Source organism: Streptomyces sp. NPDC036815, assembly GCF_055609205.1.
On record NZ_JBVJPW010000001.1, the window covers coordinates 1,143,348 to 1,166,401 of the forward strand.

Sequence of the window (23,054 nt, forward strand, 5' to 3'; positions counted from 1 at the left end):
AGTTCCGCGGACCCCACCGGTCCACCCTTCGCAGACGTACGTGCCCGAAGGGTGGAGGAGACGCCATGGGACTTCCGGAGATCGTCACGCGTGAGGAGTGGCTCGCCGCGCGTGAGGAACTGCTGGCCAAGGAGAAGGCCGCCACCCGCGCCCGTGACGCGCTCAACGCCGAGCGGCGCGGGATGCCGATGGTCGAGGTCGACAAGGAGTACTTCTTCGACGGTTCCGGCGGGAAGGCGACCTTGCTCGATCTCTTCGACGGCAAGGACCAACTGATCGTCTACCACTTCATGTTCGCCCCGGAGTGGGACGCGGGGTGCCGCAGCTGCTCCGGGTTCCTCGACCAGATCGGGCACCTCTCGCACCTGCGGGCCCGCGCCACGAACTTCGTCGCCGTGTCGCGCGCCCCGTTCACCAAGCTCCTTGCCTTCAAGGCCCGGATGGGCTGGACCGTGCCCTGGTACTCGACGAACGGCGGCGACTTCAACTACGACTTCCTGGCCTCGTTCCCGGAGGAGCCGCGCGACGTGCCCGGCATCAACTGCTTCCTGCGGTACGGCGACCGCGTCTTCCACACGTATGCGACGTTCGCCCGCGGCCTGGACGGCCTCGGCTCCACCACCAGCCTGCTCGACCTCACCGCGCTCGGCCGGCAGGAGGAGTGGGAGCGGCCCGAGGGGCGGGCGACGGTGTTCGGGGCGCCCGCGGGCAGCGCGCGAGTGCGGTACCACGACGAGTACGAGGACTGAGCCGCTCCTCCGGGGGAACCCTGGGATGTCCCCCAACTCCGTCTCAGTTCGGTCACGTTGCGATCCCCGGGGGCCGTCCCGAGCGTTCTCCTCGGTAAGAGTCTTCGGACTGCGCACGGAACGACACGGGGGACAGGGACGATGACGAACGGACGAACGGTGCTGGAGCGCTTTCCCGCGGGCGGACCGCGCGGATCGTGGCCCGCGGAGGAGTTCGCACGGGCCCGCCGCGAGGAGGGCCAGAACGCCCAGGTGGTCATGGACCTGGCCACGGACACCTTCTTGGTGACGGTCCCGGCCCCACTCCCGGCCGCGGCATAACGGAAAGGGCCCGCAAGGGCCCCTGCCCGGCCGCGAGGAACCACGCGCCAGCACGTTCAGGGCCGCGGGCAACCGCGCGCCAGCACGTTCAGGGCCGCGGGGACTGCGCGCCAGCGCGTTCAGGGGCGCGGGGAACTGCGCGCCCAGCCCCCACCCACCCGCACCCGAACATCCACCGAAATGCCGCCCAACCCAGCGGAGCGCCTACGCGCTGAGGGCCCGGGACCACCCCGGAGTAGTCCCCGTGACCCGGCACAACGCCAGATACAGCGGAATCGGCGGAGTATAGGGAACGTCGTCCGGAGGACGATTGATCAGCACCGGACGGCAGTCGGCGTCCCGCACCACCGCTCCCGCCGAATAGGCGACCGGAGCGGGCCATTCCATGGCGACGTCGGAGTCCGCGGGCACGATCCACCACCAGCGCGCCCCGTCCTCGTACACGCAGCCGACCCGGGGCAGCCGTGCCATCACCCGGGGCCCGAAGGCCGCGGGCACCGCCACCGCGTCGCAGCCGAGCGGCTCGGTCATGCCCTCGGGCAGATCGAGCCGCGGGAGTGGCGAGGTCGGTGACGGCCGCCCGGCGCGCTGTCGTTGCCGCGACAGACGCACCAAGGTGTTCAGGTCCAACGGCCGTACCGTACCCGCGCTCACATGCCCCCCGCCCGCATCACTGCCACGTTCGTTCGTTCCGTTCTACGCACACGCCGGCGTCGACACCGACGTCTCCCTCGGCAACTCCGCCCACACCGTGAGCCCGGTACCGGGCCCCGCGTCGTGGACGCCCCACGCGCTGCTCACCGCATCGACAAGAAGCAGTCCCCTCCCGTGCTCCTCATCGGCCCCCCTGTGCACCGGACGCGGCATGCCTGACCCGCGTCCTTCGTCACGTACGGCTATCCGCAGCTTCTCCGGATCTGCGCAGAGCTCGCAGATGATCCGCCTGCTCGCGGTGTGCACCACGGCGTTGGTGACCAATTCGGAGAGTACGAGTGCCGCCGCGTCGCAGGCGTCGTCGTCGCGCACCGCCCACCCGTCCAACTGTTCCAGCATCAGGCGCCTGGCCTGTGCGACGGAGCCGGGACGTGGTGCGAGGGCGAAACTGACGCAGACCTCGGCGCCCTCGGGCCACGCCTCGGCGATATCGCCAGGACGGCCTTCGGTGGCTTCGGTTCGTAACGGCGCGGGCGGAGTCACGCTCTCCACTATCGCCCCGCCCAGAACACCTTGGCAAGGGCCACTCTGAAATGTGCACAGTGGCGTGTTCCTCCGTGACGGCGCATGGCACACTGCTCGCTACGGCTCGCGGTGCGGTGTGGGTCGAGGCAACGCGCCAGTCAGGTGGAGGTAGCAGACGTGAGCGAACCGCGGTCCGCGCCGACCGTCGGCCAGGTCGTTCTCGGTCGCCGCCTCCAGGACCTGCGCGAGAGCGCGGGCCTCAAGCGCGAGGAGGCCGCGAAGATCCTGCGCGTCGCCCCCGCCACCATCCGGCGCATGGAGACGGCCGAGGTCGCGCTGAAGATCCCGTACCTCCAGCTGCTCCTGAAGTCCTACGGCGTCGCGGACGACGAGTCCGAGGCCTTCGTGACGCTCGCCGAGGAGGCCAACAAGCCCGGCTGGTGGCAGCGGTTCCACGACATCCTGCCCGGCTGGTTCAGCATGTACGTCAGCCTGGAGGGCGCCGCGAGCCTCATCAGGTCGTACGAGCCCCACTTCGTACCGGGGCTCCTGCAGACCGAGGAGTACGCGCGCGGCGTGATGCACTCCGGCGCCATCGGCCAGACCCGGCCCGCCGACATCGAGCGGTACGTGGCGCTGCGCATGGAGCGCCAGTCGCTGCTCACCCGTGAGGACGCGCCGCGCCTCTGGGTGGTGATGGACGAGACCGCCCTGCGCAGACCCGTGGGCGATCCGCAGGTGATGCGGGATCAGATCGACCGGCTGCTCGAAGCGGCCGAAATGCCCCACGTCACTCTGCAGATCGCGACCTTCGCGGCGGGCCCGCACCCCGGGACGTACGGACCGTTCGTGCTCTTCCGCTTCGCCATGGCGGAACTGCCCGACATGGTCTACAGCGAGTACCTGACCGGCGCCGTCTACCTGGACGCGCGCAAAGAGGTGGCCACTCACCTGGAGGTCATGGACCGCATGGCGGCGCAGGCCGCCACCGCACAACGCACGAAGGAGATCCTCCGGGACCTCCGCAAGGAGCAGTGACAATGGACCGACATCGAGCCGGAACGCGCCCTGCCGGTCCGCGTTCGCCGGGCGGCCGCGCCGACTCACGCAGCGAGGCCCGCACGGAATCCCGGATCTACAACGGCATGCCCGCCCGCGACCTCGGCACCGAGGGCTGGTACAAGCCGTGGAGCGGCGGCAACGGCGGCAACTGCCTGGAGGCCATGAAACTGGCCGACGGCCGCGTCGCCGTGCGCCAGTCGACCGACCCCGACGGCCCCGCGCTCATCTACACGCGTAGTGAGATCACCGCGTTCATCCAGGGGGCGAAAGCGGGCGAGGCGGACTTCCTGCTGTCCTGACCGCTCCACTTCCACGATTCCACTTCCACTTCCACTCCCACTTCCGCGGCCGGGGCGGAGGGCACGTCCCGCTCACACCCAGGACCACATCCTGCGCGGCGCGTCCACGAGGCGGCTCAGCGCGATCACCGGCAGCGGCGGCCGGTGCACCCGGTCGCGGTCGAGGCGCAGCGCGTAGTAGATCTGCTCGACCGAGGGCGGGCCGACCGCGAGGTTGCGCAGCGCGGCCCGTCGCGACGAGTCCTCACCCGTACGGACGAGATAGGCCGCGGCCATCGTCCCCGTCCGCCCGACGCCCGCGCCGCAGTGCACGAACACCGGGCCCGGCGCCGTGCGCACGACCCGCAGGAAGCGCCCGACCTGGGCGGGTTCCGGGGTCTGCCCGTCCCGGATCGGCAGCCGCACGACGCGCAGCCCCGCCCGGCTCGGCTGGTCGCGCTGCGCCGGGGTCAGGTCCTCGGCGCGCAGGTCGACGACGGTCGTGAAGCGCAGGCGCGCGAGGCTGCGGTACCCCTCCGTCGAGGGCACGGCCCCGCGCCACAGCCTTCCGCCGGAGTCCACCGGCCGGAAGTGGTGGATGCCCTCCGCCCGGAGGGAGCCGTGCGGCTGGGCGCCGGTGCTCCGCGCCCAGTCGGAGAGCGCGAGGATCCCGAGGGACCCGGTGGCCCAGAGCGCGAGATACCCGAGCGCGCACCCGGCCAGGGCGCGCAGACAGGCGCGGCGCAGACGGCGGCGCAACGGCGGTGGGGGAGTGGGCTGCGGAGCGGGCAGCGGGAACGACGGAGCGGCGGGGGCTACGGCCATGGGGAGACCCGGGGATAGGAGGCGGGTGTACTCGAAGGGTAACGGGCCCCGGGTAAAAGGGAGTTGAAGATCCGCGGCGGTGGTGCGGGATCAGCTGTCGGCGGGGTCGTCGTCATCGGCGTCGGTGTCGCCGATGCCGAGGACCGTCAGGTGTGCCTTGTCCAGTTCCGTGTCCTCGAGGCAGCCGCGCAGCCGTATGCGGTCGTGGTCGGTGAGGGCGGGGCGTACGACGCCCGCGTACAGGTCGTCGTCCAGGGTGCCGAGCGCCGCGTGGCGCAGCGGGGCGGAGGTGGAGTCCCGGCAGCGTTCCCAGAGTTGGTGCGCGGCCAGGGTGCGGCGCTCGGGCGTGGCGTCGCCGCCGCGCATCTCGACGCGCAGGAGCACGGACGTCGCCGCCGACTCGTCCGCGTGGCCCTCGCGGGTCTGGGTGAGCTCGGCGAGGCCCACGACGAGCCCGGCGAGCAGTGCGGCGCCGACGGTGGCGACGGCGAGGAACCTGACCGTGCGCCGCCGGTCGCGGCCGGGCACCGGGGGCAGGTCCTCGATCCCCGTGCCGGGGGGCGGGGCCGCGAGCACGGCGAGCCGCCCCGCGAGCCGCCGCTCGGCGACGGGCCGCGCGGTCGCGGCGGCGAGCCGCTGCACGAGCCAGGCGAGCCCCGAAAGGAGCACCCCGGCCACCATGAGCACCGGCACGAAGACATAACTACGGCTGCCCGGGTCGTCCAGCCAGCGGAACCGGGCGCCGCCCGCCCGCCCGGGCGGGTCCTCGCGCAGGCGCACGAGGAGGTCCTGCCGCGGTGGCCGGTCCGCCTCGCCGGGGTCGGACCCGTACGGGCGGCCGTCGTGCGGCCGGGCCTCGATGCGCTCCGCCAGGCGCGTCAGGCGCCCGAGCAGGGCCACGCCGAGCAGCAGCACCTCGACGACCAGGAGCAGTACCCCGCACAGGATGGCCCGTTGCCACTGCCAGCGGTACAGGTAGACGACCAGGTAGACGGCGGCGCCCGCGGCGGCCGCCCCGCCGAAGAGGTAGGCGAGCCGCCTCATCGCGACACCTCCGGCCCCGCCCCGGCCACGGGCAGCGGGGCGTCCGCCAGGCGTACCTGGCCCGTCGTGCCGTCCAGGGTGAGGCGGCTGCCGGGCGGGATGCGGCGTACCGCGTCCGTGGCGCCGACCACGGTGGGCAGGGCGAACTCCCGTGCCAGCAGAGCCAGATGGGACAGCGGGCTGCCGGTCTGTGCGACCAGGCCCGCGAGTTCGGGCAGCAGGGGAGCGAGTGCGGGGTCGAGGGTGCGGACGACGAGGACGGCGTCGGGGGGCCGTACGCCGGTGCCGTCCCACGCGGTGCCGGACGCCCGGCCGCCGGACACGCCCCGGCCGCCGTATCCCGCGGCCGCCTCGCCGCCTGCCGCCCCTTTGGCGAAGCGGCGGCGGCGCGCCGGCCGTTCGGCCACCACCGTGCCGCCCTCGGCGCCGCTCCCCGTAGCGCCCTCCGCGAGCCGGAACGCGTCGGGCAGCGGCGCGGACGCGGACCGCGGCAGCCGTTCCCCCACGTCACCGGGGAGCGGCACGCCGGCCAGCGCGCCCAGCAGCTCGTCCCAGCGCAGCAGCGCGACCCGGCCCGCGTCGCCGAGCGGCGCGCCCCGCTCCACGAGCCGTCGCGCGGCCTCGCGGACCAGCCGTACCTGGAGCTCCTGCGTCCAGCGGATCCGCAGCCGCAGGGCCTCACGCGGTGGCAGCGCGCCGGGTGTGGCATGCGCCGGTGGCGTGCCGTGCGCCGTGACCGCCTCGGGCAGGCGTACGTCCCCGTGGAGGCCGGGCGGAACCAGCGCGAGCACCACCGGGTCCGTCGCCACGATCCGCTCGTCGGGCAGGCCCGCGGCCCGGCCGCGGGCGAGCGCGGCCAGCGCCGCACCGGCCGCCGTGCCGGTGCCGGGGTCCGGGAGCAGCGCCCCGCACAGGGCCTCCTGGGCGTGCAGGGAGACGAGGGCGGCGCGGGTCCAGCGGAGCGTGGTGGCGAGGGCGGGCGCGGGGAGGTCGGCGGGGGCGGGCGTCTCGGTGAGGCGGCGGTCGACGTCCGCGGCGAGGTCGAGCGCGAGGCCCGGCAGCGCCGCGGTCAGCCGCCCCATCCGCCACGCCGCGGCGAGCCTGCGCGCGCTCGGCGCCGGATTGAGCAGCGCGAGCCAGCGGTGCGGCGGCGGAGCGGCGCCGAGCAGCCGCAGGTCCGCCGCCGCGTATCCGCCGACCACGGTGACCACCGGCGTCGCGCGGAGCACGCGGCGCGGCGCGGCGCCCCCGATGTCGAGCGCCGCGGCGAGCCCGCGGGCCATCGGGGCGATCCACAAGTCCTCTTCCAGTGGCTGGAGTCGGCCCGGCAGGGTCTCGGCCACGGGTCCGGGGCCGAGGAGGCGGGCGCCGCGCCGCGGCCGGGCGGCCATGGCCGTGATGGGGCGGCTCTGGAACAGCCACAGGCGGCCGTCCCCGTCGAACCCGAACTCGACGTCCTGCGGCCCGCCGAACACCTTGCGGGCGCGCCGGGCGAGCCGGGCCAAGCGGTGCAGCTCGGCCGCCGTCAGGACCTGCTCGGCGCCGGGCGGCTCGGTGCGCAGGACGCGCCCGCGGAGGCTCAACGTGTGGTTCGTGCCGGGCTGTTCGCCGCTGACGAGCGTGTCGGGGCCGCCCCGCACCGCGCTCACCAGCATCCGGTCGGCCCGCCCCTCGACGGGGTCGGCGCCGAACAGCACACCGCCGACGCGCGCGGCGAGCATCGGCTGGACGAGGACCGCCATCGGGGCTTTCGTGCCGTCGGGCCTGCGCGCCGAGTCGAGGACGGCGCGTACCGCCGTACGGAAGTCCGCCCAGCCGCGCACGTCGAGCACGGACGCGAACTGGCCGGCCAGGGACGACTCCTGGGTGTCCTCCTGCGGGGACGACGACCGCACGACCAGGGGGCGGGCACCCTCGCCGGACAGCTCGCCCCAGGCCCGGCGCAGTGCGTCGTCCTCGCCGGTGGCGGCAGAGTCGGACGGGAGGACGAATCCGGGCAGCACGGGGAGCCCGGCGCGGGTGGCGCGGGCGAGGTGCGCGGCCTTGGAGCCGGCGAGGTGGGGGAGCGCGGCCCGTGGATCGTCCAGGTGCAGCGGGGCGGGCGCGGGGGGCACGGCGCGGGATGAGGGGTGTTCGTGCAACGTCGTCATCGGGCACCCTCCAGGACCGGCCGCCTACAGGGGGGACGCGCGGGGGTGGCCCTGCGCCTGACGGCGGAACGAAGGATCTCGGCGGGGCGTCCGCAGGGCCGCGGTGCGCGCGGTGCGGTCCGGCAGGCGTCACGCCGTCTCGGGCAACGATCCCATCGCCGTTCGTATTCCCGTAGTGCGCAGGCGAGTTGGCGTTCTCATTCCGGCCACGGGGGAGTGGCCACGGTGCCGCCCCGACGTCACAGCGTCATGGGTCGGTCGTGCGGCGAGATCGGGCACGGGAGCCGGGTGGAGCCGGTCAGCCAGCGGTCCACCGCCGCGGCGCACGCGCGGCCCTCCGCGATGGCCCAGACCACGAGCGACTGGCCGCGCGCCGCGTCGCCTGCCGCGAACACGCCGGGGGTGTCCGTCGCAAAGCGCGCGTCGCGGCCGAGCGCGCCCCGCCCGTCGAGCTCGAGACCGAGCTGGTCGAGCAGGCCGCCCGGCGGACGCTCGGGCCCGGAGAAGCCGAGCGCGAGCAGCACCAGGTCGACCGGAAGTATCCGTTCCGTGCCGCGCACCGGTCGCCGCCCCGCATCGACCTCCGTCAGGTGCAGCGCCCGCACGTGTCCCGCCGCGTCCCCGCTGAAACGGAGCGTGGACGCCGCGAACAGCCGTGCGTCGGCGTCCGCGGCGGGCGCGGTCCGCAGCTGCCCGGCCTCCTCGTGCGCCGGGGTGAGCCGGTAGATCTTCGGGTACGTGGGCCACGGCTCCGCCTCCTCGTCGCGCGCCTCGCCGGGGCGTGCGTAGATGTCCAGCTGGGTGACGGACGCCGCCCCTTCGCGGACCGCCGTGCCCAGGCAGTCGGCCCCCGTGTCGCCGCCGCCCACGATGACGACGTGCCGGCCTGCGGCGCTCAGCGGCGAGACGTCGAGGTCCCCCGCGCACACCCGGTTGGCGAGCGGCAGATACGCCATGGCCTGCTCGATGCCGGCCAACTCCCGCCCCGGCACGTCCAGGTCCCGCCACGCCGTGGCCCCGACGGCCAGCACCACCGCGTCGTGACCGGAACGCACCTCCGCCGCTCCCACGTCCCGGCCCACCTCCGTCGAGGTGCGGAAGCGGACGCCCTCGGCGGTCAACTGGCCGAGCCTGCGCTCCAGATGGTGCTTCTCCATCTTGAAGGCGGGGATGCCGTACCGCAGCAGCCCGCCCGGCCGGTCCGCCCGCTCGTACACCGCGACGGTGTGTCCCGCGCGGGTCAGCTGCTGCGCGGCGGCGAGGCCCGCGGGCCCGGAGCCGACGACGGCGACGCTCTTGCCGGAGTGGCGCTCCGGGAGGTGCGGCGCGGCGAGACCGTCGGCCCAGATGCGGTCGGCGACGGCGACCTCGACGTTCTTGATCGTCACCGCGGGCCGGTTGATGGCGAGGACGCACCCCGCCTCGCAGGGGGCGGGGCAGAGCCGGCCGGTGAACTCGGGGAAGTTGTTCGTGGCGTGCAGCCGCTCCGCCGCGGCGTGCCAGTCGGCGCGCGAGACGAGCTCGTTCCACTCGGGGATCAGATTGCCGAGCGGGCACGCCTGGTGGCAGAACGGGACCCCGCAGTCCATGCAGCGGTCCGCCTGCCGCTCGACGAGCGGCAGCAGCGCGCCGGGGACGTACACCTCGTCCCAGTCCCGCACCCGCTCCTCGACGGGGCGGCGCGGCCAGTCCTGCCGGGGGGTGGTGAGGAAGCCCTTGGGGTCGGCCATCGCCGTCTCCCTTGCGGCCGTGCGCAGGCTTTTTGTCACCATACGTCGGGTCGTGGCGCCCGGCACTCGGGGCGGCCGGGCCCGGGTCGGCCCGAGGGCGTCGGCTCAGGTCAGCCCGAGGATGAAGCACGCCGTCGCGGCGAGCGAGGCGGCACCGCGGACGTGGTTCCACGCGGTCCACTGGCGCACGTACGTACTCCAGTACGCGGCGCCCTCCGCGCTGTCCGGATCGACCGCGGCGAGGTCGTCGTTGCGCGGGACGTTCGCCACGACGGTCACCCCGAACGAGCCGACGAGGTACAGCGCGCTGCCGGTCAGCAGCTCGACGGTGCCGTCCTGCGGCCAGAGCACGAACGTCACCACGGCGAGCACCGCGCAGAGCCCCGTCGCCCCCAGGAACACCGTCATGAACGGCGGGGTGACCGCGGTGGCGTTGATCCGGTTCATCGCGGCGATGCCCTGGGCAGGGGGCAGCTCCGCCAGGCCCTTCATGACGAAGGTCGAGAACGCGGCGAACACCCCGGCGACGAGGCCGCAGGCCAGCGCCCCGAGCACGGTGAGCACGAAGTACGGACCGTCGATCATGACAACTCCCGTGGGGGCTTGGCCGGTTGCCGCTGACAGGTGTGGCGGGCGGCGGTGTCGGGCGGGACCGCGAGCCATAGATCGTGCAGTGCGCCGCCGCCTCACCACAAGTCAATTCGCACCGGCTCCCGACGTCCCTGCGCGAGGCCCGCCCTCCCCTGCGCCGCCCTCTCCGCCCGTGCCCGCCACCCGGCATCATGGGGCGGGTGCGACTCGAACCGATCACCTGGGAACGGCTGGCCGACACCCTCGCCGACCGCCTGCTCGACCTGAAGCGGGGCGACGGCGGCGCCTGGCCGCGGGTGGCCTTCGACGGGGCACCGGCCGGCGGTACCGGCGAGCTGGCGCGCCGGGTGGGCGACGCCCTGCGCCTGCGGGGACGCGACGCGCTCGTGGTCGGTACGGAGGGGTTCCTGCGGCCCGCCTCGCTGCGGCTCGAATACGGCCGCGAGGACGTGGAGGCGTACTACAGCGGGTGGTTCGACACGGGCGCGCTGTGGCGCGAGGTCCTCGGACCGCTCGACCCCGGCGGTACGGGGCGGGTCCTGCCGGACCTCTGGGATCCGGTGGCCGACCGCGCGACCCGCAGCCCGTACGTCGGCCTGCCGCCCGGCGGGGCGCTGCTGCTGCACGGCCCGCTGCTCCTCGGCCACTGGTTCCCCTTCGACCTGACCGTGCACGTGCGGCTCTCGCCGGGTGCCCTGCGGCGGCGCACACCGGACGGCGAGCGGTGGACCCTGCCGGCGTTCGAGCGGTACGAGGACGAGGTGGACCCCGCGGCCGCGGCGGACGTGGTGGTGCGGGCGGACGACCCGCGCCACCCGGCGTGGAGCGGCTGAGCCCTGCCCCGCTCCACCCGCGCCCCGCACACCGCCGGGAGCGGCCTCCGGATGCGTGCCGTCGCGGGCGCCGCGAGAATGAGGGGCGCCGGGACCAACGGCGCCCCCGCGCCGCTCCGGACACTGCCCGGCCACGGGAGGTAGTGATGACCACCGCCGGAGACATCATGCACCGGGGTGCTCAGTGGATCCCCAAGCACGAGACCCTGGACCGCGCCGCCCAGCTGATGCGCGAGCTCGACGTGGGCGCGCTGCCCATCAGCGACGAGAACGAACGGCTCTGCGGCATCCTCACCGACCGCGACATCGTCGTCGGCTGTGTGGCCATGGGGCACGACCCGGCGCACATCACCGCGGGTGACCTGGCCAAGGGCACCCCGCGCTGGATCGCCGCGGACGCCGACGTCGACGAGGTGCTGCGCGAGATGCAGGGCCACCAGATCCGACGGCTGCCGGTGATCGAGAACAAGCGGCTGGTCGGCATGATCAGCGAGGCCGACCTGGCCACCCACCTCACCGACGACCAGCTCGCCGGGTGGGTCGAGAGCGTCTACGCGAAGGGCGCCCAGGGCCGGGGCTGAGGCTTCGGGCTCCGGGCCTCACAGCCAGCCGTTGCGGCGGAAGCCCCGGTACAGGGCGAAACAGGCCGCCACGACCAGGGACATGACGATCGGATAGCCGAACTGCCAGTGCAGCTCGGGCATGTGGTCGAAGTTCATGCCGTACATCCCGCAGACCATCGTCGGCACCGCGACGACCGCCGCCCATGCGGTGATCTTCCGCATGTCCTCGTTCTGCGCGACGGTCACCTGCGCGAGGTGCGCCTGGAGGATCGAGTTCAACAACTCGTCGAAGGCGGCGATCTGTTCGGTGGCCCGCTTCAGGTGGTCGTCGACGTCCCGGAAATAGGCCTGTATCTGCGGGGCGATGAGCCGCATCGGCTGGGTGGCCAGTACCTGGAGCGGGCGGCCGAGCGGCACCACCGCCCGCTTCAGTTCGAGCAGTTCGCGCTTGAGCTGGTAGATGCGGCCCGGGTCGGTCCGCTCGCCGTCCGGGGCGAACACCTCGGTCTCCACCTGGTCGATGTCCGACTGCACCGCGTCCGTCGCCGCGAGATAGTCGTCGACCACCTGGTCGGCGATGGCGTGCAGCACCGCGGCGGGCCCCTGGGCGAGCTGCTCGGGCGAGGCCTCCAGCTCCTCGCGCAGCGGGCCGAGCGAGCCGTGCCTGCCGTGCCGGACGGTGATGACGAACTCCCGGCCGACGAAGACCATGATCTCGCCGGTGTCCACCACCTCGCTGGTCGCGGTCAGTTCGCCGTGTTCCACGTAGCAGACGGTCTTGAACACGGCGAACAGCGTCTGGTCGTACCGCTCCACCTTGGGGCGCTGGTGGGCGTGGACCGCGTCCTCCACCGCGAGGGGGTGCAGGCCGAAGAGGTCGGCGATGTCGGCGAACTCGTCCTGTGTCGGCTCGTGCAGCCCCAGCCAGACGAAGCCGTCGCCGCTCCTGCGGACCCGCTCCACCGCCTCGACCAGGTCGGGGTGCGACGGCTGGCGCACCCCTTCCCGGTACGTCACGCAGTTGACGACCGACGAGCCGAGCGGCGAGCGGGCCGGGTGGCTCAGGTCGACGCGGGTGCCGCGGCGGCCCAGGCGGGCGACCCTGCGCAGGCCACCGACCTTGCGCAGGCGTGTGACCTTGCGCAGATTGCCTGCCATCGACATGTGGGCTCCTCGCACCGAAGACGTGGCGTGCCAGTCTGCCAGGGCGCTCGTACGCCCTGCCAAGGCCTGGGGGAACGGAGAACTCCGTTCCGGATTGCCCGGTTCTGCCTCCCGGGAGCAAGCGGGACAACTGGGATGATCGGGGCATGACGCAAATCGACGGTCATCTCCTCGACCCCCGGCGGTACGCCGGTCCCCGCCAGCTCTCCGACCACCGGCAGCTCTCCGACTCCCGGCACTCCCTGGCGCGGTCGCGCTCCGACGCGTTCGCGGCCCTCTTCGACCCCACGACGTTCGGGCACGTCGAGCGTCTCGGCATCGGCCCCGGCTGGCGCTGCTGGGAGGTCGGCGCGGGCGGCACCTCCGTGATCTCCTGGCTCGCCAAGCGGGTCGGCCCGACCGGCCGGGTCCTGGCGACCGACGTCGACATCTCATGGCAGACGCGGGCCGCGCGCTCGCCCCTCGAAGTGCGGATCCACGACGTCGCCGCCGAGCCGCCGCCCGGCGGAGGCTTCGACCTCGTGCACGCGCGCCTCGTCCTCACCGACGTGTCCGACCAGGAGCAGGCCCTCGCGTCGATGCTCAGGGCGCTGCGGCCCGGCGGCAGACTGCTCATCGAGGAGCCCGACCCGGCGCTCCAGCCGCTGGCCTGCCCCGACGAGCACGGCCCCGCCCAGGAGTTGGCGAACCGGCTGCGCCACGCGGTGCGCTCGCTCTACGCGGAGCGCGGCGCGGACGTCGCGTACGGGCGCGGACTGCCCCGGCTGCTGCGCGAGGCGGGCCTGCACCGGGTGGAGTCCGACGTGTACTTCCCGCTCACGTCGCTGGCCTGCGCGGACCTGGAGACGGCGACGCTCGAGGAGCTCAGGCCCGAGCTGCTCGCGGCGGGCCTCGCCACGTCCGAGGACATCGACCACCACGTGGCGAACGCGGCGACGGGCACGCTGGACCTGGCGGCGCCGCCCCTGATCTCCACGTGGGGGAGGAAGGCGTAAGGGGCGGGGTGGGGTGCGGCTCCGGTGCCCGGCTTCGGTGCGCGGCGTCGGTGCGCGGCGGTGCCGGGGTGGGCTTCACGCCGTGGCGGGCGGTTCCGGGGGTCTGCCGCCGATGCGTTCCACGGCGCGGGCTCCGGCCGTGCACCCTTGCCTCGCCGCCTCGCGGAGCCCCGCGCCGGCGAGGCGCGCTGCGAGGAACGCGCCGGTGAACGCGTCGCCCGCGCCCGTCGAGTCACGCACCCGCGCGGGCTCCGCGGGGATTCGGCCGAGCATCTCGCCCTCGCGCGCCACCAGCGCGCCCTCCGCGCCGAGCTTGACCACCACCGCCGGGAAGCGGTGGCTCAGCTTCGACGCCGCGTCCGCCGGGTCGGGCAGCCCGGTGAGCAGCTCCGCCTCGTCCCGGCTCGGCAGCAGCGCGGCCACTCCGTCCACCGCCGAGAGGAACCGCTCCACGCCCGTCTCCGCGAGGAACCCCGCCGACGCGGGATCCACGGTCACCGGCACCCCACGCGCGCGTGCCGCCGCCAGCGCGGCGCGGGCGGTCGCCCGGCTCGGCTCGGCGAAGAACAGGTAGCCGGACAGGTGCAGCAGCGCCACGCCGTCGAGCAGGCCGGGCGAGAAGTCGGCGGGGGAGAGCCGCAGCGCGGCGCCGCTGTCCGTGAGGAACGTGCGCTCGGCCCCGGCACCCCCGTCGACCAGGCAGATCACCGTCCCCGTCGGTGCCTCCGCGTCGACGACGAGGCGTGGCCGCACACCCGCGCGTGTGAGCGCGGCCTCGTGCCACGCCGCCGCGTCGGCGCCGACCCGGCCGAGGAGACGTACGTCCGCCCGGCCCCGATGCGCCGCCCAGCAGGCGACGTTGGCGCCCGCGCCGCCCGGCACCGTACGGATGGCCGCGGCCGTATCGGTGCCCGGCGCGAGCGCTCCGTGGTGCCGGGCCACGATGTCCGTCACGACGTCCCCGACCACGAGCAGGGCGCCGGGGCGCGCGCCCATGCCCCCGGCCGGGTCCTCGCCCCGCGCCCTCACCGCCCGGTGGCCCACGCCGACGCGATCCGCCCCGCGAGGCGCGCGTTGCCGCGGACCGCGGCGAGGTTGGCCTCCAGGGACGCGCCCCCGGTGCGCCGGACCAGCTGTTCCAGCAGGAACGGTGTGATCGCCTGCCCCGTGATGCCCCGCTCCGCGCACTCCTCCAGCGCCTCGGCGAGCACGCGCGCGTGGAGGGCGGGATCGAGCTGCTCGTCCCGGGGCACCGGGTTGGCCACGATCAGCGCCGACTCCGGCCCGCCGAGCGCGTCCTGACCGCGCATCACCTCGGCCGCCTCGCCCGGCGTGCGCAGCGTCCAGTCCACCGGGTGGCCGGAGTCGGCCAGATAGAACCCGGGGAAGCGGTCGGTCCGGAACCCGGCGACCGCGACGCCCAGGGTCTCCAGGCGCTCCAGCGTCGCCGGTACGTCCAGTATCGACTTCACGCCCGCGCACACCACCGTGATCCTGGTGCGGGCGAGCAGCCCCAGGTCGGCCGACTCGTCCTGCGCCCGCGTCCACTGCCGGTGCACTCCGCCGAGCCCGCCCGTGGCGAAGACCCGTACGCCGGCGCGCGCGGCGAGCAGCGCCGTCGCCGAGACCGTCGTCGCCCCGCTCGCGCCCGCCGCGACGGCGAGCGGCAGGTCGCGGTGGCCCAGCTTGCGGAAGCCGTCCTCGTTCGCGACCCGGTCCAACTGCTCCTTGTCCAGGCCGACGTGGGGGCGCCCGTCCAGGACGGCGATCGTCGCGGGTACGGCGCCCTCCTCCCGTACGAGCGCTTCGAGTTCCCCGGCCACCTGGAGGTTGCGCGGGCGCGGCAGGCCGTGCGCGATGATCGTGGACTCCAGGGCCACCACGGGGCGTCGCTCCGCGACAGCCGTCTGCACCTCGTCGGACACCACCAGCACGGGCCTGCCTCCTGCCTGTCGGGTCTGTCGGGTCTGTCGGGCTCTGCTCGGTCCTGTCGGGTCCCGCCGTCCCCCTCATCCCTGGCGGGCCGCGCGCCCCGCCAAACCCCCGGGGACGCGGATACGCACGCCGACCCCCGCCGAGGTGCAGCCCGACCCCCGGCTAGGGTGACCGGCCATGACCACGAATGATCAGACCGTTGCGTCTTTTGCCGTGCACATTCCGGACGTTGAGTTGGAGGCTGAGCCGCTCGACCCGGCGCAGATCGTCTCCGGTGACCCGGTGGTGACCGGCAAGGTGCTCTGGGAGTCCGCCGACGGCAAGCAGCTGCGCGGCATCTGGCAGATCACGCCGGGCGTGGTCACCGACACCGAGGCCAACGAGCTGTTCGTGGTCGTCAGCGGCCGCGCCACCGTCGAGGTCGAGGGCGGCGACACCCTGGAGATCGGTCCCGGCGACGCCGCCGTGCTGCGCGAGGGCGACCGCACCACCTGGACCGTCCACGAGACGCTGCGCAAGGCGTACCACATCACGCTGCCCTGAGAGCCCGTGCCATCCCCGTCCGAGCGGCCGTCGCCCCGCTCACGCCTTCCTGACGGCCCTGTGCACCACGAGCGCGGCCATCGGGAGCAGCACGCAGACTCCGATGAGGTTGAGCCAGCCGTAGCTCGCCCGGGCCACGATCAGGCCCGCGGCGGCGCCGCCGATGCCCGCCGCCGCGTTCATCGTCAGGTCCGACAGGCCCTGCACGGCGGCGCGCGCGGGCTGCGGGACCGAGTCGGTGAGCAGCGCGGATCCGGAGACCAGGCCCGCGGACCAGCCGAGACCCAGCAGGAAGAGGCCCGCGGCCGTCTGGCCGTGGTGCGCGCCCGCCGTGCCGGCGAGCAGCGCGGCGCAGCACAGCAGCCCCACCGCGAGGCCGATCACGGAGAGCCGGCCGAACCGGTCGGCGAGCCACCCCATCACCGGGGAGAACGCGTACATGCCCGCGATGTGACCGCTGATGACCAGGCCCACCAGTTGCAGGCTCGCGCCGTGGTGACCCAGGTCGACGGGGGTCATCACCATGATCGAGACCATCACCGTGTGCGAGGCGGCCACCGTCACCAGGGCGAGGCGGGCCATCGGCGAGGCGACCACCGCGGCGACACCGGCCCTCAGCGAGCGGCTCTGCGCTGACCCGCTCTCCCGCGGGGCCAGCGCGCGGGCGGTGAGCAGCGGGTCGGGCCGCAGCAGCACCGCCACCACCAGCGCGGCGCCCGCGAAGATCCCGGCGGCGAAGAGGAAGGGCCCGGCCTCCTCGGGGATGGAGGTGCCGGTGAAGACGCGGCTGGCCGGTGCGGAGATGTTCGGGCCGAGGACGGAGCCGATGGTCGTGGCCCAGATGACGTGCGAGATGGCCCGGCCGCGCCGCTCGGGCTCGACGAGGTCGGCCGCCGCGAACCGCGCCTGCAGCGTGGCCAGGGAGGCCGCACCGTAAGCCGCCATGCCGAGCAGCAGCAGCGCGAAGTTACCGGCGACCGAGGCGAGCACGACGACCCCCGCGCCGAGTGCGCCGATCACATAGGCGAGGACGAGTCCCGCACGCCGTCCGCGCGCGTTCATGAGCGCGGCGAGCGGCAGCGAGAGCACGGCCGTGCCCGCCACGGAAGCGGTCGACGCGAGGCCGGACAGTGCCTCCGTCCCGCTCACGTCGGTCGCCAGCGTCGGCGCCAGGGCGATGCCGATCGGTACCCCGAGCCCGCCCAGTATCTGGCTGGCGATCAGTACCGCGTTCGTACGGCGCCGCAGGGCGGGCAGCGCCTCCGGCGTGGGTATGTCAGGGGCGTCGACGGTCGAAGTCACTGACGCAGTGTGCCAGGGCGTCCGCGCGCCCGGAACGGGGATCCGGTCAGAACAGCGGCTGCGGAAGCACCCCTTCCAGGGCGAGCAGGTGGCGCTTGGTCTCCAGACCGCCCCCGAAGCCGCCGATACCCCCGTCGCGCTCCACCACGCGGTGGCAGGGCACCACGACCGGCAGGGGGTTGGCGCCCATCGCGAGGCCCACGGCCTGCGCCGCGCCCGGCTGTCCGACGCGGTGGGCCAGGTCGCCGTAGCCCACCACCGAGCCGTACGGCACGCCGGAGAGGAGCTCGCGCAGCACCTGACGGTTGAACCCGGAGATCAGGGACCAGTCCAGCGGCAGCTCGAAGTCGTGCCGCCGGCCCGCGAAGTACTCCGCGAACTGGCGTATCGGCTCGGCGAGCAGGGGCGAGTCGGGCGCGTGGACCGGCTCGGCGCCCAGTCGGGAGCCGAGCCGGTCGAGCGCCTTCACCCGTACCGCGTCGGTGGCGTGGAAGGCCACGGTGACCAGGCCTTCGCCGGTCGCGGCGAGCAGCAGCGGGCCGATGTCGCTGTCGACGACGGCCCACACGGCGCCGTCCCGGTCCTGCGCAGTGGCGTTCATGCCGACCACCGTACGGCCGGCCACTGACAACGCGGTCGGCCGTGCTCTTGCTCGGCAGGCCCGTCAGCTGTCGCGCGGCGGGTTTGTCAGCTGTCGCGCAGCGCCTTGCGGACGACGTCGGGCGCGTTGGTGATGATCCCGTCCACGCCGAAGCCCGCCGCACGCACCGTGCCCGGGGCGTCGTTGACGGTCCAGGTGAAGATCTCCAGCGGCTTGCCGTGCGGGCCCTTCACGGCGTGCAGCGCGGAGACGTAACCGGCCGATATGGTCGTGTGCGAGGAGTTGATCTGGTCGGCGAACCGCGCGTACGCGGGCAGCTCGGCGACCGCGGGCGTGCCGAGGAAGCCTGTCTTCACATCGGGCCGCAGGGAGTGCACCGTCTTCACGCTGTCCGCGCTGAAGCTCTGGATGACCAGCTTGCTCTTGACGTGGTGCTTGTCGAGCCAACCGGTGTCGCGCAGGACCCGCAGCCCCTGCTTCTCGATGCCCGGGTACAGCTCGGGCTTCTTGAACTCGAAGACCAGCTTCTGGTGGTTGTGCGACACCCGGCGCATGTACTGCTTCAGGGTCGGGACGCGCTGACCGGCGTACTTCGGGCTGAACCAGCTGCCCGCGTCGAGCTTTGCTATCTCCGCGGCGGTGAAGTCCGCGACCTTCCAGGGGGCCCGGTCCGGGTAGACCTCCTCGACGTTCGTGGTCCGCTTCAGGGTGTCGTCGTGCACGATCACCAGCTCGCCGTCCTTGGTCCGCTGGACGTCGTTCTCCACCCAGCGGAACCCCATGTCGCGGGCCTTGTCGATCGCCGCGAGCGTGTTCTCGGGCGCGTAGGCGGAGGCGCCGCGGTGGGCGACGACCACCGGGCTGTGCTGCTGGGTGGCGCTCGGCACCGCGTGGGGCCGCGCGGTGGCGGAGGCGGTGGGCAGGACCAGCGCACCTGCTCCGAGGAGGGCGACGGTGGTGGCGGCAGCGCGTGCGTACACGGGTACTCCTCGCGTCGTGAGATCACGGACCGGTCGAGAGTGACAGTCAGCGGCCAACGGGAGACAGGTGCAGGATGGCCACAGGTTGAACGAAGTCGTCAAAGTCGAGGACCCCGCGCGTGGGGAACGCGATTCTTTGCCGGAAAATCGTTCGTGCGCTCCGGCGTGAGCTTTACTCTCTGCCTCAGCCGACGGCCTTTCAGATGGCCGTCAGCAGGGGGTATGTGGAACGTTTTCAGGGCTTTTGGGCACAACGGGCGGAAGGGCTACCGCGCATGCAGGGCACGGTCGACGGGTTCAGCTACGGAGTCGTCACACCGGTGGTGGCCTACCTCATGGCCTGTCTGGGAGGCGCGCTCGGCCTGCGCTGCACGACCAGGTCGCTGCTCGTCGCCCACTCCTGGCGCCCCGGCTGGCTGGCGCTCGGCTCGGCCGCGATCGGGTCCGGCATCTGGACCATGCACTTCGTGGCGATGATGGGCTTCACCGTGGAGGAGGCCCCCATCCACTACGACAAGGCGCTGACCTTCGCGAGCCTCGCCGTCGCCATCCTCATGGTCGGCATCGGCATCTTCATCGTCGGCTACCGCGGCGCGACGGGCACCGCCCTCTTCACCGGCGGAACGGTCACGGGCCTGGGCGTCGCCTCCATGCACTACCTGGGAATGGCCGGTATGCGTCTTCGCGGGACGCTGGAGTACAACACCCTGACCGTCGCCGCCTCCGTGGTGATCGCCATGGTCGCCGCGACCGCCGCGCTCTGGGCGGCCGGGCAGGTCAGGGGCTTCGTGTGGAGCCTGGGTGCCAGCCTCGTCATGGGCCTGGCCGTGAGCGGCATGCACTACATGGGCATGGCGGGGCTCAGCGTCCACCTGCACGGCTCGGGCGCCGCGCCGCCCGGCGACTCGCCCGCCGAGATCCTCGCGCCCATGATGATCGGGCCGCTCGCCTTCCTGCTCCTCGCGGGCGTGATCGTGATGTTCGACCCGCTCATGATGACGGGCGGCCAGGCCGACGTCGGGAACCCCGCGAACGGCGCCCGCGCCCGGCGGCCCTACCCCGTCTCCCGTTCCGGCGACCGCCACGTGCCGCCCGCCCGCCGCCGCACGCGGCCCCGCCCCCGCACCCGCCCCGGCTCCCGCACCCCGCAGAACTGGTGAGCCGCCCCGGACCGGACGCGGGGGGCCGTTGAGCGGCCGGAGCGGCCCGGTTGTCAGTGGGGGGTCGTACGGTGGATTCCATGCGGCCCGTATCCAAGATCGAACGCACGGTGGCACCCTTCGAGGTCGTCAGTCCGTACCAGCCCAACGGTGACCAGCCGGCGGCCATCGCCGAGCTGGAACGACGTATCCGCGCAGGTGAGAAGGATGTCGTCCTCCTCGGCGCGACCGGCACCGGCAAGTCGGCCACCACCGCGTGGATGATCGAGAAGCTCCAGCGCCCCACCCTGGTGATGGCGCCGAACAAGACCCTGGCCGCCCAGCTGGCGAACGAGTTCCGCGAGCTCCTGCCGAACAACGCGGTGGAGTACTTCGTCTCGTACTACGACTACTACCAGCCCGAGGCGTACGTCCCGCAGTCGGACACCTACATCGAGAAGGACTCCTCGATCAACGAGGAGGTCGAGCGCCTGCGCCACTCCGCGACGAACTCGCTGCTCACCCGGCGCGACGTGATCGTGGTCGCCTCCGTCTCCTGCATCTACGGCCTCGGCACCCCCCAGGAGTACGTGGACCGCATGGTGCCGCTCAAGGTCGGCGAGGAGATCGACCGCGACCAGCTCCTGCGCCGCTTCGTCGACATCCAGTACACGCGCAACGACCTGGCGTTCACCCGCGGCACCTTCCGGGTCCGCGGCGACACCATCGAGATCTTCCCGGTCTACGAGGAGCTGGCCGTCCGCATCGAGATGTTCGGTGACGAGATCGAGGCGCTCTCCACCCTCCACCCGCTCACCGGCGAGGTCATCAGCGACGACGACCACCTGTACGTCTTCCCGGCCTCGCACTACGTGGCGGGCCCGGAGCGCATGGAAAAGGCGATCAACGGCATCGAGAAGGAGCTCGCCGAGCGCCTCGCGGAGCTGGAGAAGCAGGGCAAGATGCTGGAGGCCCAGCGCCTGCGCATGCGCACCACGTACGACCTGGAGATGCTCCGCCAGATCGGCTCCTGCTCCGGCATCGAGAACTACTCGATGCACTTCGACGACCGCGCCCCCGGCACCGCGCCCCACACCCTCCTCGACTACTTCCCCGAGGACTTCCTCCTCGTCCTGGACGAGTCGCACGTCACGGTCCCCCAGATCGGCGCGATGTACGAGGGCGACGCCTCCCGCAAGCGCACCCTCGTCGACCACGGCTTCCGGCTGCCCTCGGCCCTGGACAACCGCCCGCTGAAGTGGGAGGAGTTCCTCGGCCGCATCGGTCAGACGGTCTACCTCTCGGCGACCCCGGGGAAGTACGAGCTCTCGCGCGGCGACGGCTTCGTCGAGCAGATCATCCGCCCCACCGGCCTCGTCGACCCCGAGGTCGTCGTGAAGCCCACCGAGGGCCAGATCGACGACCTGGTGCACGAGATCCGCACGCGCACCGAGAAGGACGAGCGCGTCCTGGTCACCACCCTCACCAAGAAGATGGCCGAGGACCTCACCGACTACTTCCTCGAACTGGGCATCCAGGTCCGCTACCTCCACAGCGACGTCGACACCCTGCGCCGCGTCGAGCTCCTGCGCGAACTGCGCGCCGGTGAGTACGACGTCCTGGTCGGCATCAACCTCCTGCGTGAGGGCCTCGACCTGCCCGAGGTCTCCCTGGTGGCGATCCTCGACGCCGACAAGGAGGGCTTCCTGCGCTCCGGGACCTCCCTGATCCAGACCATCGGCCGCGCCGCGCGCAACGTCTCCGGCCAGGTCCACATGTACGCGGACAAGATCACCCCGGCGATGGAGAAGGCCATCGACGAGACCAACCGCCGCCGGGAGAAGCAGATCGCGTACAACACGGAGCGGGGCATCGACCCGCAGCCCCTCCGCAAGAAGATCAACGACATCGTGTCGGCGATCGCGCGCGAAGAGGTCGACACCGAGGAGCTCCTCGGCTCCGACTACCGCAAGCCGAAGGCGGGCAAGGGCGCCAAGGCCCCCGTGCCCTCGCTCGGCGGCGAGACGGCCAAGGCCGGCAAGGCGGCCGCGTCCGCCAAGACCAAGGCCAAGGGCAAGAAGGGCGCCGAGACCGTCCCGACCGACCGGCCCGCGGCCGAACTGGCCGAACAGATCGAGGAGATGACCGAGCGCATGCGCGCGGCCGCCGCCGACCTGCAGTTCGAGATCGCCGCACGGCTGCGCGACGAGGTGTCCGAGATGAAGAAGGAGCTCCGTCAGATGAGGGAGGCGGGACAGGCCTAGAAACCCCCTCGGGACAGGGGGAAACGGCGTACTGCCCGGTCTGTTGCAAAGCCGCCACAAAGTGCTGACCGGAGTGCGGTTCCGCAGGTCGCACTGCATAGGGTGCTGGGCAGCCGCAAGAGGCGGCTGCCCAGGCAGTTCGAGAGGGGACAGCGCGTGACGGTCAACATGACCAAGGGTCAGGCCATCAGCCTGCAGAAGGACGACGGGGGCGCCCTGACCGCGGTGCGCATGGGACTGGGGTGGCAGGCGGCCCCGCGCCGCGGCCTGTTCGGCTCGCGCACCCGCGAGGTCGACCTGGACGCCTCGGCGGTGCTGTTCGCGGACAAGCAGCCGCTCGACGTCGTCTTCTTCCGTCACCTGGTCAGCGACGACGGCTCGGTGCGGCACACCGGCGACAACCTCGTGGGCGGCGTCGGCAAGGGCGGCGACGACGAGGCGATCCTCGTCGACCTCCAGCGGGTCCCCGTCCACATCGACCAGATCGTCTTCACGGTGAACTCCTTCACCGGCCAGACCTTCCAGGAGGTGCAGAACGCCTTCTGCCGCCTGGTCGACGAGACCAACGGCCAGGAGCTCGCCCGCTACACGCTGGACGGCGGTGGCCAGTACACCGCCCAGATCATGGCGAAGGTCCACCGCGCGGGCAAGGGCTGGCAGATGACGGCCATCGGCAACCCCGCCAACGGCCGTACCTTCCAGGACCTGATGCCGTCGATCCTGCCGCACCTGTGAGTGCGCCCAGGGGCCGCGCCTGACGGCACGCCGGTCCGCAGTACGTACGAGGTACGGGGCTCGCGGGAGCC

24 protein-coding genes are annotated in these 23,054 nt (G+C 73.2%); 11 read left to right on the forward strand and 13 right to left on the reverse strand.

Annotated features, from left to right (window positions below; translation table 11 throughout):
• Positions 1-65 precede the first annotated feature (65 nt).
• Positions 66-749, forward strand: coding sequence for a DUF899 domain-containing protein (locus ACZ69I_RS05085; protein ID WP_467667937.1), 684 nt, complete (start codon positions 66-68; stop codon positions 747-749).
• 141 nt (positions 750-890) lie between these two features.
• On the forward strand, positions 891-1,070 hold the full coding sequence (locus ACZ69I_RS05090; protein ID WP_467667936.1) for a hypothetical protein: 180 nt from the start codon (positions 891-893) through the stop codon (positions 1,068-1,070).
• Between the two features lie 204 nt (positions 1,071-1,274).
• On the opposite strand, the gene ACZ69I_RS05095 is transcribed toward ACZ69I_RS05090, so the two are convergent.
• Together ACZ69I_RS05095 and ACZ69I_RS05100 are read right to left on the reverse strand one after the other, a co-directional pair.
• Positions 1,275-1,700, reverse strand: a complete 426-nt coding sequence (locus ACZ69I_RS05095; RefSeq protein ID WP_467667934.1) for a hypothetical protein — start codon at positions 1,698-1,700, stop codon at positions 1,275-1,277.
• Positions 1,701-1,766: 66 nt separating this feature from the next.
• Positions 1,767-2,267 carry an ATP-binding protein gene (locus tag ACZ69I_RS05100; RefSeq protein WP_467667932.1) on the reverse strand — a complete coding sequence of 167 codons (501 nt, stop codon included), beginning with the start codon at positions 2,265-2,267 and terminating at the stop codon, positions 1,767-1,769.
• A 159-nt stretch (positions 2,268-2,426) separates the two neighbouring features.
• Here ACZ69I_RS05100 and ACZ69I_RS05105 point away from each other — a divergent pair, with 159 nt between their 5' ends.
• Entirely contained in the window at positions 2,427-3,287 is an 861-nt protein-coding gene (locus ACZ69I_RS05105; protein WP_467667930.1) for a helix-turn-helix domain-containing protein, read from the forward strand.
• Between the two features lie 2 nt (positions 3,288-3,289).
• A complete protein-coding gene (locus ACZ69I_RS05110; RefSeq protein ID WP_467667928.1) occupies positions 3,290-3,610 on the forward strand; it encodes a DUF397 domain-containing protein in 321 nt (106 codons plus the stop codon).
• 72 nt (positions 3,611-3,682) lie between these two features.
• On the opposite strand, the gene ACZ69I_RS05115 is transcribed toward ACZ69I_RS05110, so the two are convergent.
• The 5 genes from ACZ69I_RS05115 to ACZ69I_RS05135 all read right to left on the reverse strand — a co-directional run bounded on the left by ACZ69I_RS05115 (position 3,683) and on the right by ACZ69I_RS05135 (position 9,923).
• Complete coding sequence (locus ACZ69I_RS05115; RefSeq protein ID WP_470830512.1) at positions 3,683-4,414, reverse strand: protein-tyrosine phosphatase family protein; 732 nt, start codon at positions 4,412-4,414, stop codon at positions 3,683-3,685.
• Positions 4,415-4,504: 90 nt separating this feature from the next.
• A complete protein-coding gene (locus ACZ69I_RS05120; protein WP_470830513.1) occupies positions 4,505-5,458 on the reverse strand; it encodes a hypothetical protein in 954 nt (317 codons plus the stop codon).
• Positions 5,455-7,608: a PEP/pyruvate-binding domain-containing protein gene (locus tag ACZ69I_RS05125; protein ID WP_470830514.1), complete on the reverse strand. Its 2,154-nt coding sequence runs from the start codon at positions 7,606-7,608 to the stop codon at positions 5,455-5,457. Before ACZ69I_RS05125 ends, ACZ69I_RS05120 begins: the two co-directional genes overlap by 4 nt.
• 239 nt (positions 7,609-7,847) lie before the next feature.
• Positions 7,848-9,338 (reverse strand): glutamate synthase subunit beta, encoded by a 1,491-nt coding sequence (locus tag ACZ69I_RS05130; protein WP_470830515.1) that lies wholly within the window; start codon positions 9,336-9,338, stop codon positions 7,848-7,850.
• Positions 9,339-9,443: 105 nt separating this feature from the next.
• Positions 9,444-9,923 carry an anthrone oxygenase family protein gene (locus tag ACZ69I_RS05135; RefSeq protein WP_467667918.1) on the reverse strand — a complete coding sequence of 160 codons (480 nt, stop codon included), beginning with the start codon at positions 9,921-9,923 and terminating at the stop codon, positions 9,444-9,446.
• Between the two features lie 197 nt (positions 9,924-10,120).
• Between ACZ69I_RS05135 and ACZ69I_RS05140 the strand changes: the two genes are divergently transcribed.
• Positions 10,121-10,762, forward strand: a complete 642-nt coding sequence (locus tag ACZ69I_RS05140) for a nucleoside/nucleotide kinase family protein (RefSeq protein ID WP_470830516.1) — start codon at positions 10,121-10,123, stop codon at positions 10,760-10,762.
• 146 nt (positions 10,763-10,908) lie between these two features.
• Positions 10,909-11,343, forward strand: coding sequence for a CBS domain-containing protein (locus tag ACZ69I_RS05145; RefSeq protein ID WP_470830517.1), 435 nt, complete (start codon positions 10,909-10,911; stop codon positions 11,341-11,343).
• Between the two features lie 18 nt (positions 11,344-11,361).
• Here ACZ69I_RS05145 and ACZ69I_RS05150 read toward each other — a convergent pair whose 3' ends face one another.
• Positions 11,362-12,489, reverse strand: coding sequence for a magnesium and cobalt transport protein CorA (locus ACZ69I_RS05150; RefSeq protein ID WP_470830518.1), 1,128 nt, complete (start codon positions 12,487-12,489; stop codon positions 11,362-11,364).
• Between the two features lie 146 nt (positions 12,490-12,635).
• Here ACZ69I_RS05150 and ACZ69I_RS05155 point away from each other — a divergent pair, with 146 nt between their 5' ends.
• Positions 12,636-13,484 (forward strand): methyltransferase domain-containing protein, encoded by an 849-nt coding sequence (locus ACZ69I_RS05155; RefSeq protein WP_470830519.1) that lies wholly within the window; start codon positions 12,636-12,638, stop codon positions 13,482-13,484.
• A 75-nt stretch (positions 13,485-13,559) separates the two neighbouring features.
• Here ACZ69I_RS05155 and ACZ69I_RS05160 read toward each other — a convergent pair whose 3' ends face one another.
• Complete coding sequence (locus ACZ69I_RS05160; protein ID WP_470830520.1) at positions 13,560-14,480, reverse strand: carbohydrate kinase family protein; 921 nt, start codon at positions 14,478-14,480, stop codon at positions 13,560-13,562.
• A gap of 29 nt (positions 14,481-14,509) precedes the next feature.
• Positions 14,510-15,418, reverse strand: coding sequence for a pseudouridine-5'-phosphate glycosidase (locus ACZ69I_RS05165; RefSeq protein WP_467667908.1), 909 nt, complete (start codon positions 15,416-15,418; stop codon positions 14,510-14,512).
• Positions 15,419-15,596: 178 nt separating this feature from the next.
• On the opposite strand from ACZ69I_RS05165, the gene ACZ69I_RS05170 reads away from it, so the two are divergent.
• On the forward strand, positions 15,597-15,962 hold the full coding sequence (locus ACZ69I_RS05170) for a cupin domain-containing protein (RefSeq protein ID WP_389712630.1): 366 nt from the start codon (positions 15,597-15,599) through the stop codon (positions 15,960-15,962).
• 39 nt (positions 15,963-16,001) lie between these two features.
• Here the strand turns inward: ACZ69I_RS05170 and ACZ69I_RS05175 are convergent, their stop codons facing one another.
• The 3 genes from ACZ69I_RS05175 to ACZ69I_RS05185 all read right to left on the reverse strand — a co-directional run bounded on the left by ACZ69I_RS05175 (position 16,002) and on the right by ACZ69I_RS05185 (position 18,845).
• Complete coding sequence (locus ACZ69I_RS05175; protein ID WP_467667905.1) at positions 16,002-17,264, reverse strand: MFS transporter; 1,263 nt, start codon at positions 17,262-17,264, stop codon at positions 16,002-16,004.
• A gap of 46 nt (positions 17,265-17,310) precedes the next feature.
• Entirely contained in the window at positions 17,311-17,865 is a 555-nt protein-coding gene (locus tag ACZ69I_RS05180) for a methylated-DNA--[protein]-cysteine S-methyltransferase (protein ID WP_470830521.1), read from the reverse strand.
• An 86-nt stretch (positions 17,866-17,951) separates the two neighbouring features.
• Positions 17,952-18,845, reverse strand: coding sequence for a glycerophosphodiester phosphodiesterase family protein (locus ACZ69I_RS05185; protein ID WP_470830522.1), 894 nt, complete (start codon positions 18,843-18,845; stop codon positions 17,952-17,954).
• Positions 18,846-19,120: 275 nt separating this feature from the next.
• Between ACZ69I_RS05185 and ACZ69I_RS05190 the strand changes: the two genes are divergently transcribed.
• The 3 genes from ACZ69I_RS05190 (at position 19,121) to ACZ69I_RS05200 (ending at position 22,983) form a co-directional block, all read left to right on the forward strand.
• Positions 19,121-20,005: an MHYT domain-containing protein gene (locus ACZ69I_RS05190; protein WP_470830523.1), complete on the forward strand. Its 885-nt coding sequence runs from the start codon at positions 19,121-19,123 to the stop codon at positions 20,003-20,005.
• A gap of 80 nt (positions 20,006-20,085) precedes the next feature.
• Positions 20,086-22,248 (forward strand): excinuclease ABC subunit UvrB, encoded by a 2,163-nt coding sequence (uvrB, locus tag ACZ69I_RS05195; protein ID WP_470830524.1) that lies wholly within the window; start codon positions 20,086-20,088, stop codon positions 22,246-22,248.
• Between the two features lie 156 nt (positions 22,249-22,404).
• Positions 22,405-22,983, forward strand: coding sequence for a TerD family protein (locus ACZ69I_RS05200; RefSeq protein WP_361727022.1), 579 nt, complete (start codon positions 22,405-22,407; stop codon positions 22,981-22,983).
• The last annotated feature ends 71 nt before the right edge of the window (positions 22,984-23,054 follow it).

What these genes read in the sequence shown, in the direction of transcription:
- ACZ69I_RS05170 (WP_389712630.1), top strand. Translation starts at nt 15,597, where the DNA reads ATGACCACGAATGATCAGACCGTTGCGTCTTTTGCCGTGCACATTCCG.
- ACZ69I_RS05140 (WP_470830516.1), top strand. Translation starts at nt 10,121, where the DNA reads ATGGGGCGGGTGCGACTCGAACCGATCACCTGGGAACGGCTGGCCGAC.
- ACZ69I_RS05130 (WP_470830515.1), bottom strand. Translation starts at nt 9,338, where the DNA reads ATGGCCGACCCCAAGGGCTTCCTCACCACCCCCCGGCAGGACTGGCCG.
- ACZ69I_RS05150 (WP_470830518.1), bottom strand. Translation starts at nt 12,489, where the DNA reads ATGTCGATGGCAGGCAATCTGCGCAAGGTCACACGCCTGCGCAAGGTC.
- ACZ69I_RS05160 (WP_470830520.1), bottom strand. Translation starts at nt 14,480, where the DNA reads ATGGGCGCGCGCCCCGGCGCCCTGCTCGTGGTCGGGGACGTCGTGACG.
- ACZ69I_RS05110 (WP_467667928.1), top strand. Translation starts at nt 3,290, where the DNA reads ATGGACCGACATCGAGCCGGAACGCGCCCTGCCGGTCCGCGTTCGCCG.
- ACZ69I_RS05085 (WP_467667937.1), top strand. Translation starts at nt 66, where the DNA reads ATGGGACTTCCGGAGATCGTCACGCGTGAGGAGTGGCTCGCCGCGCGT.
- ACZ69I_RS05180 (WP_470830521.1), bottom strand. Translation starts at nt 17,865, where the DNA reads ATGAACGCCACTGCGCAGGACCGGGACGGCGCCGTGTGGGCCGTCGTC.
- ACZ69I_RS05090 (WP_467667936.1), top strand. Translation starts at nt 891, where the DNA reads ATGACGAACGGACGAACGGTGCTGGAGCGCTTTCCCGCGGGCGGACCG.
- ACZ69I_RS05115 (WP_470830512.1), bottom strand. Translation starts at nt 4,414, where the DNA reads ATGGCCGTAGCCCCCGCCGCTCCGTCGTTCCCGCTGCCCGCTCCGCAG.
- ACZ69I_RS05120 (WP_470830513.1), bottom strand. Translation starts at nt 5,458, where the DNA reads ATGAGGCGGCTCGCCTACCTCTTCGGCGGGGCGGCCGCCGCGGGCGCC.
- ACZ69I_RS05125 (WP_470830514.1), bottom strand. Translation starts at nt 7,608, where the DNA reads ATGACGACGTTGCACGAACACCCCTCATCCCGCGCCGTGCCCCCCGCG.
- ACZ69I_RS05135 (WP_467667918.1), bottom strand. Translation starts at nt 9,923, where the DNA reads ATGATCGACGGTCCGTACTTCGTGCTCACCGTGCTCGGGGCGCTGGCC.
- ACZ69I_RS05190 (WP_470830523.1), top strand. Translation starts at nt 19,121, where the DNA reads ATGCAGGGCACGGTCGACGGGTTCAGCTACGGAGTCGTCACACCGGTG.
- ACZ69I_RS05155 (WP_470830519.1), top strand. Translation starts at nt 12,636, where the DNA reads ATGACGCAAATCGACGGTCATCTCCTCGACCCCCGGCGGTACGCCGGT.
- uvrB (WP_470830524.1), top strand. Translation starts at nt 20,086, where the DNA reads ATGCGGCCCGTATCCAAGATCGAACGCACGGTGGCACCCTTCGAGGTC.
- ACZ69I_RS05145 (WP_470830517.1), top strand. Translation starts at nt 10,909, where the DNA reads ATGACCACCGCCGGAGACATCATGCACCGGGGTGCTCAGTGGATCCCC.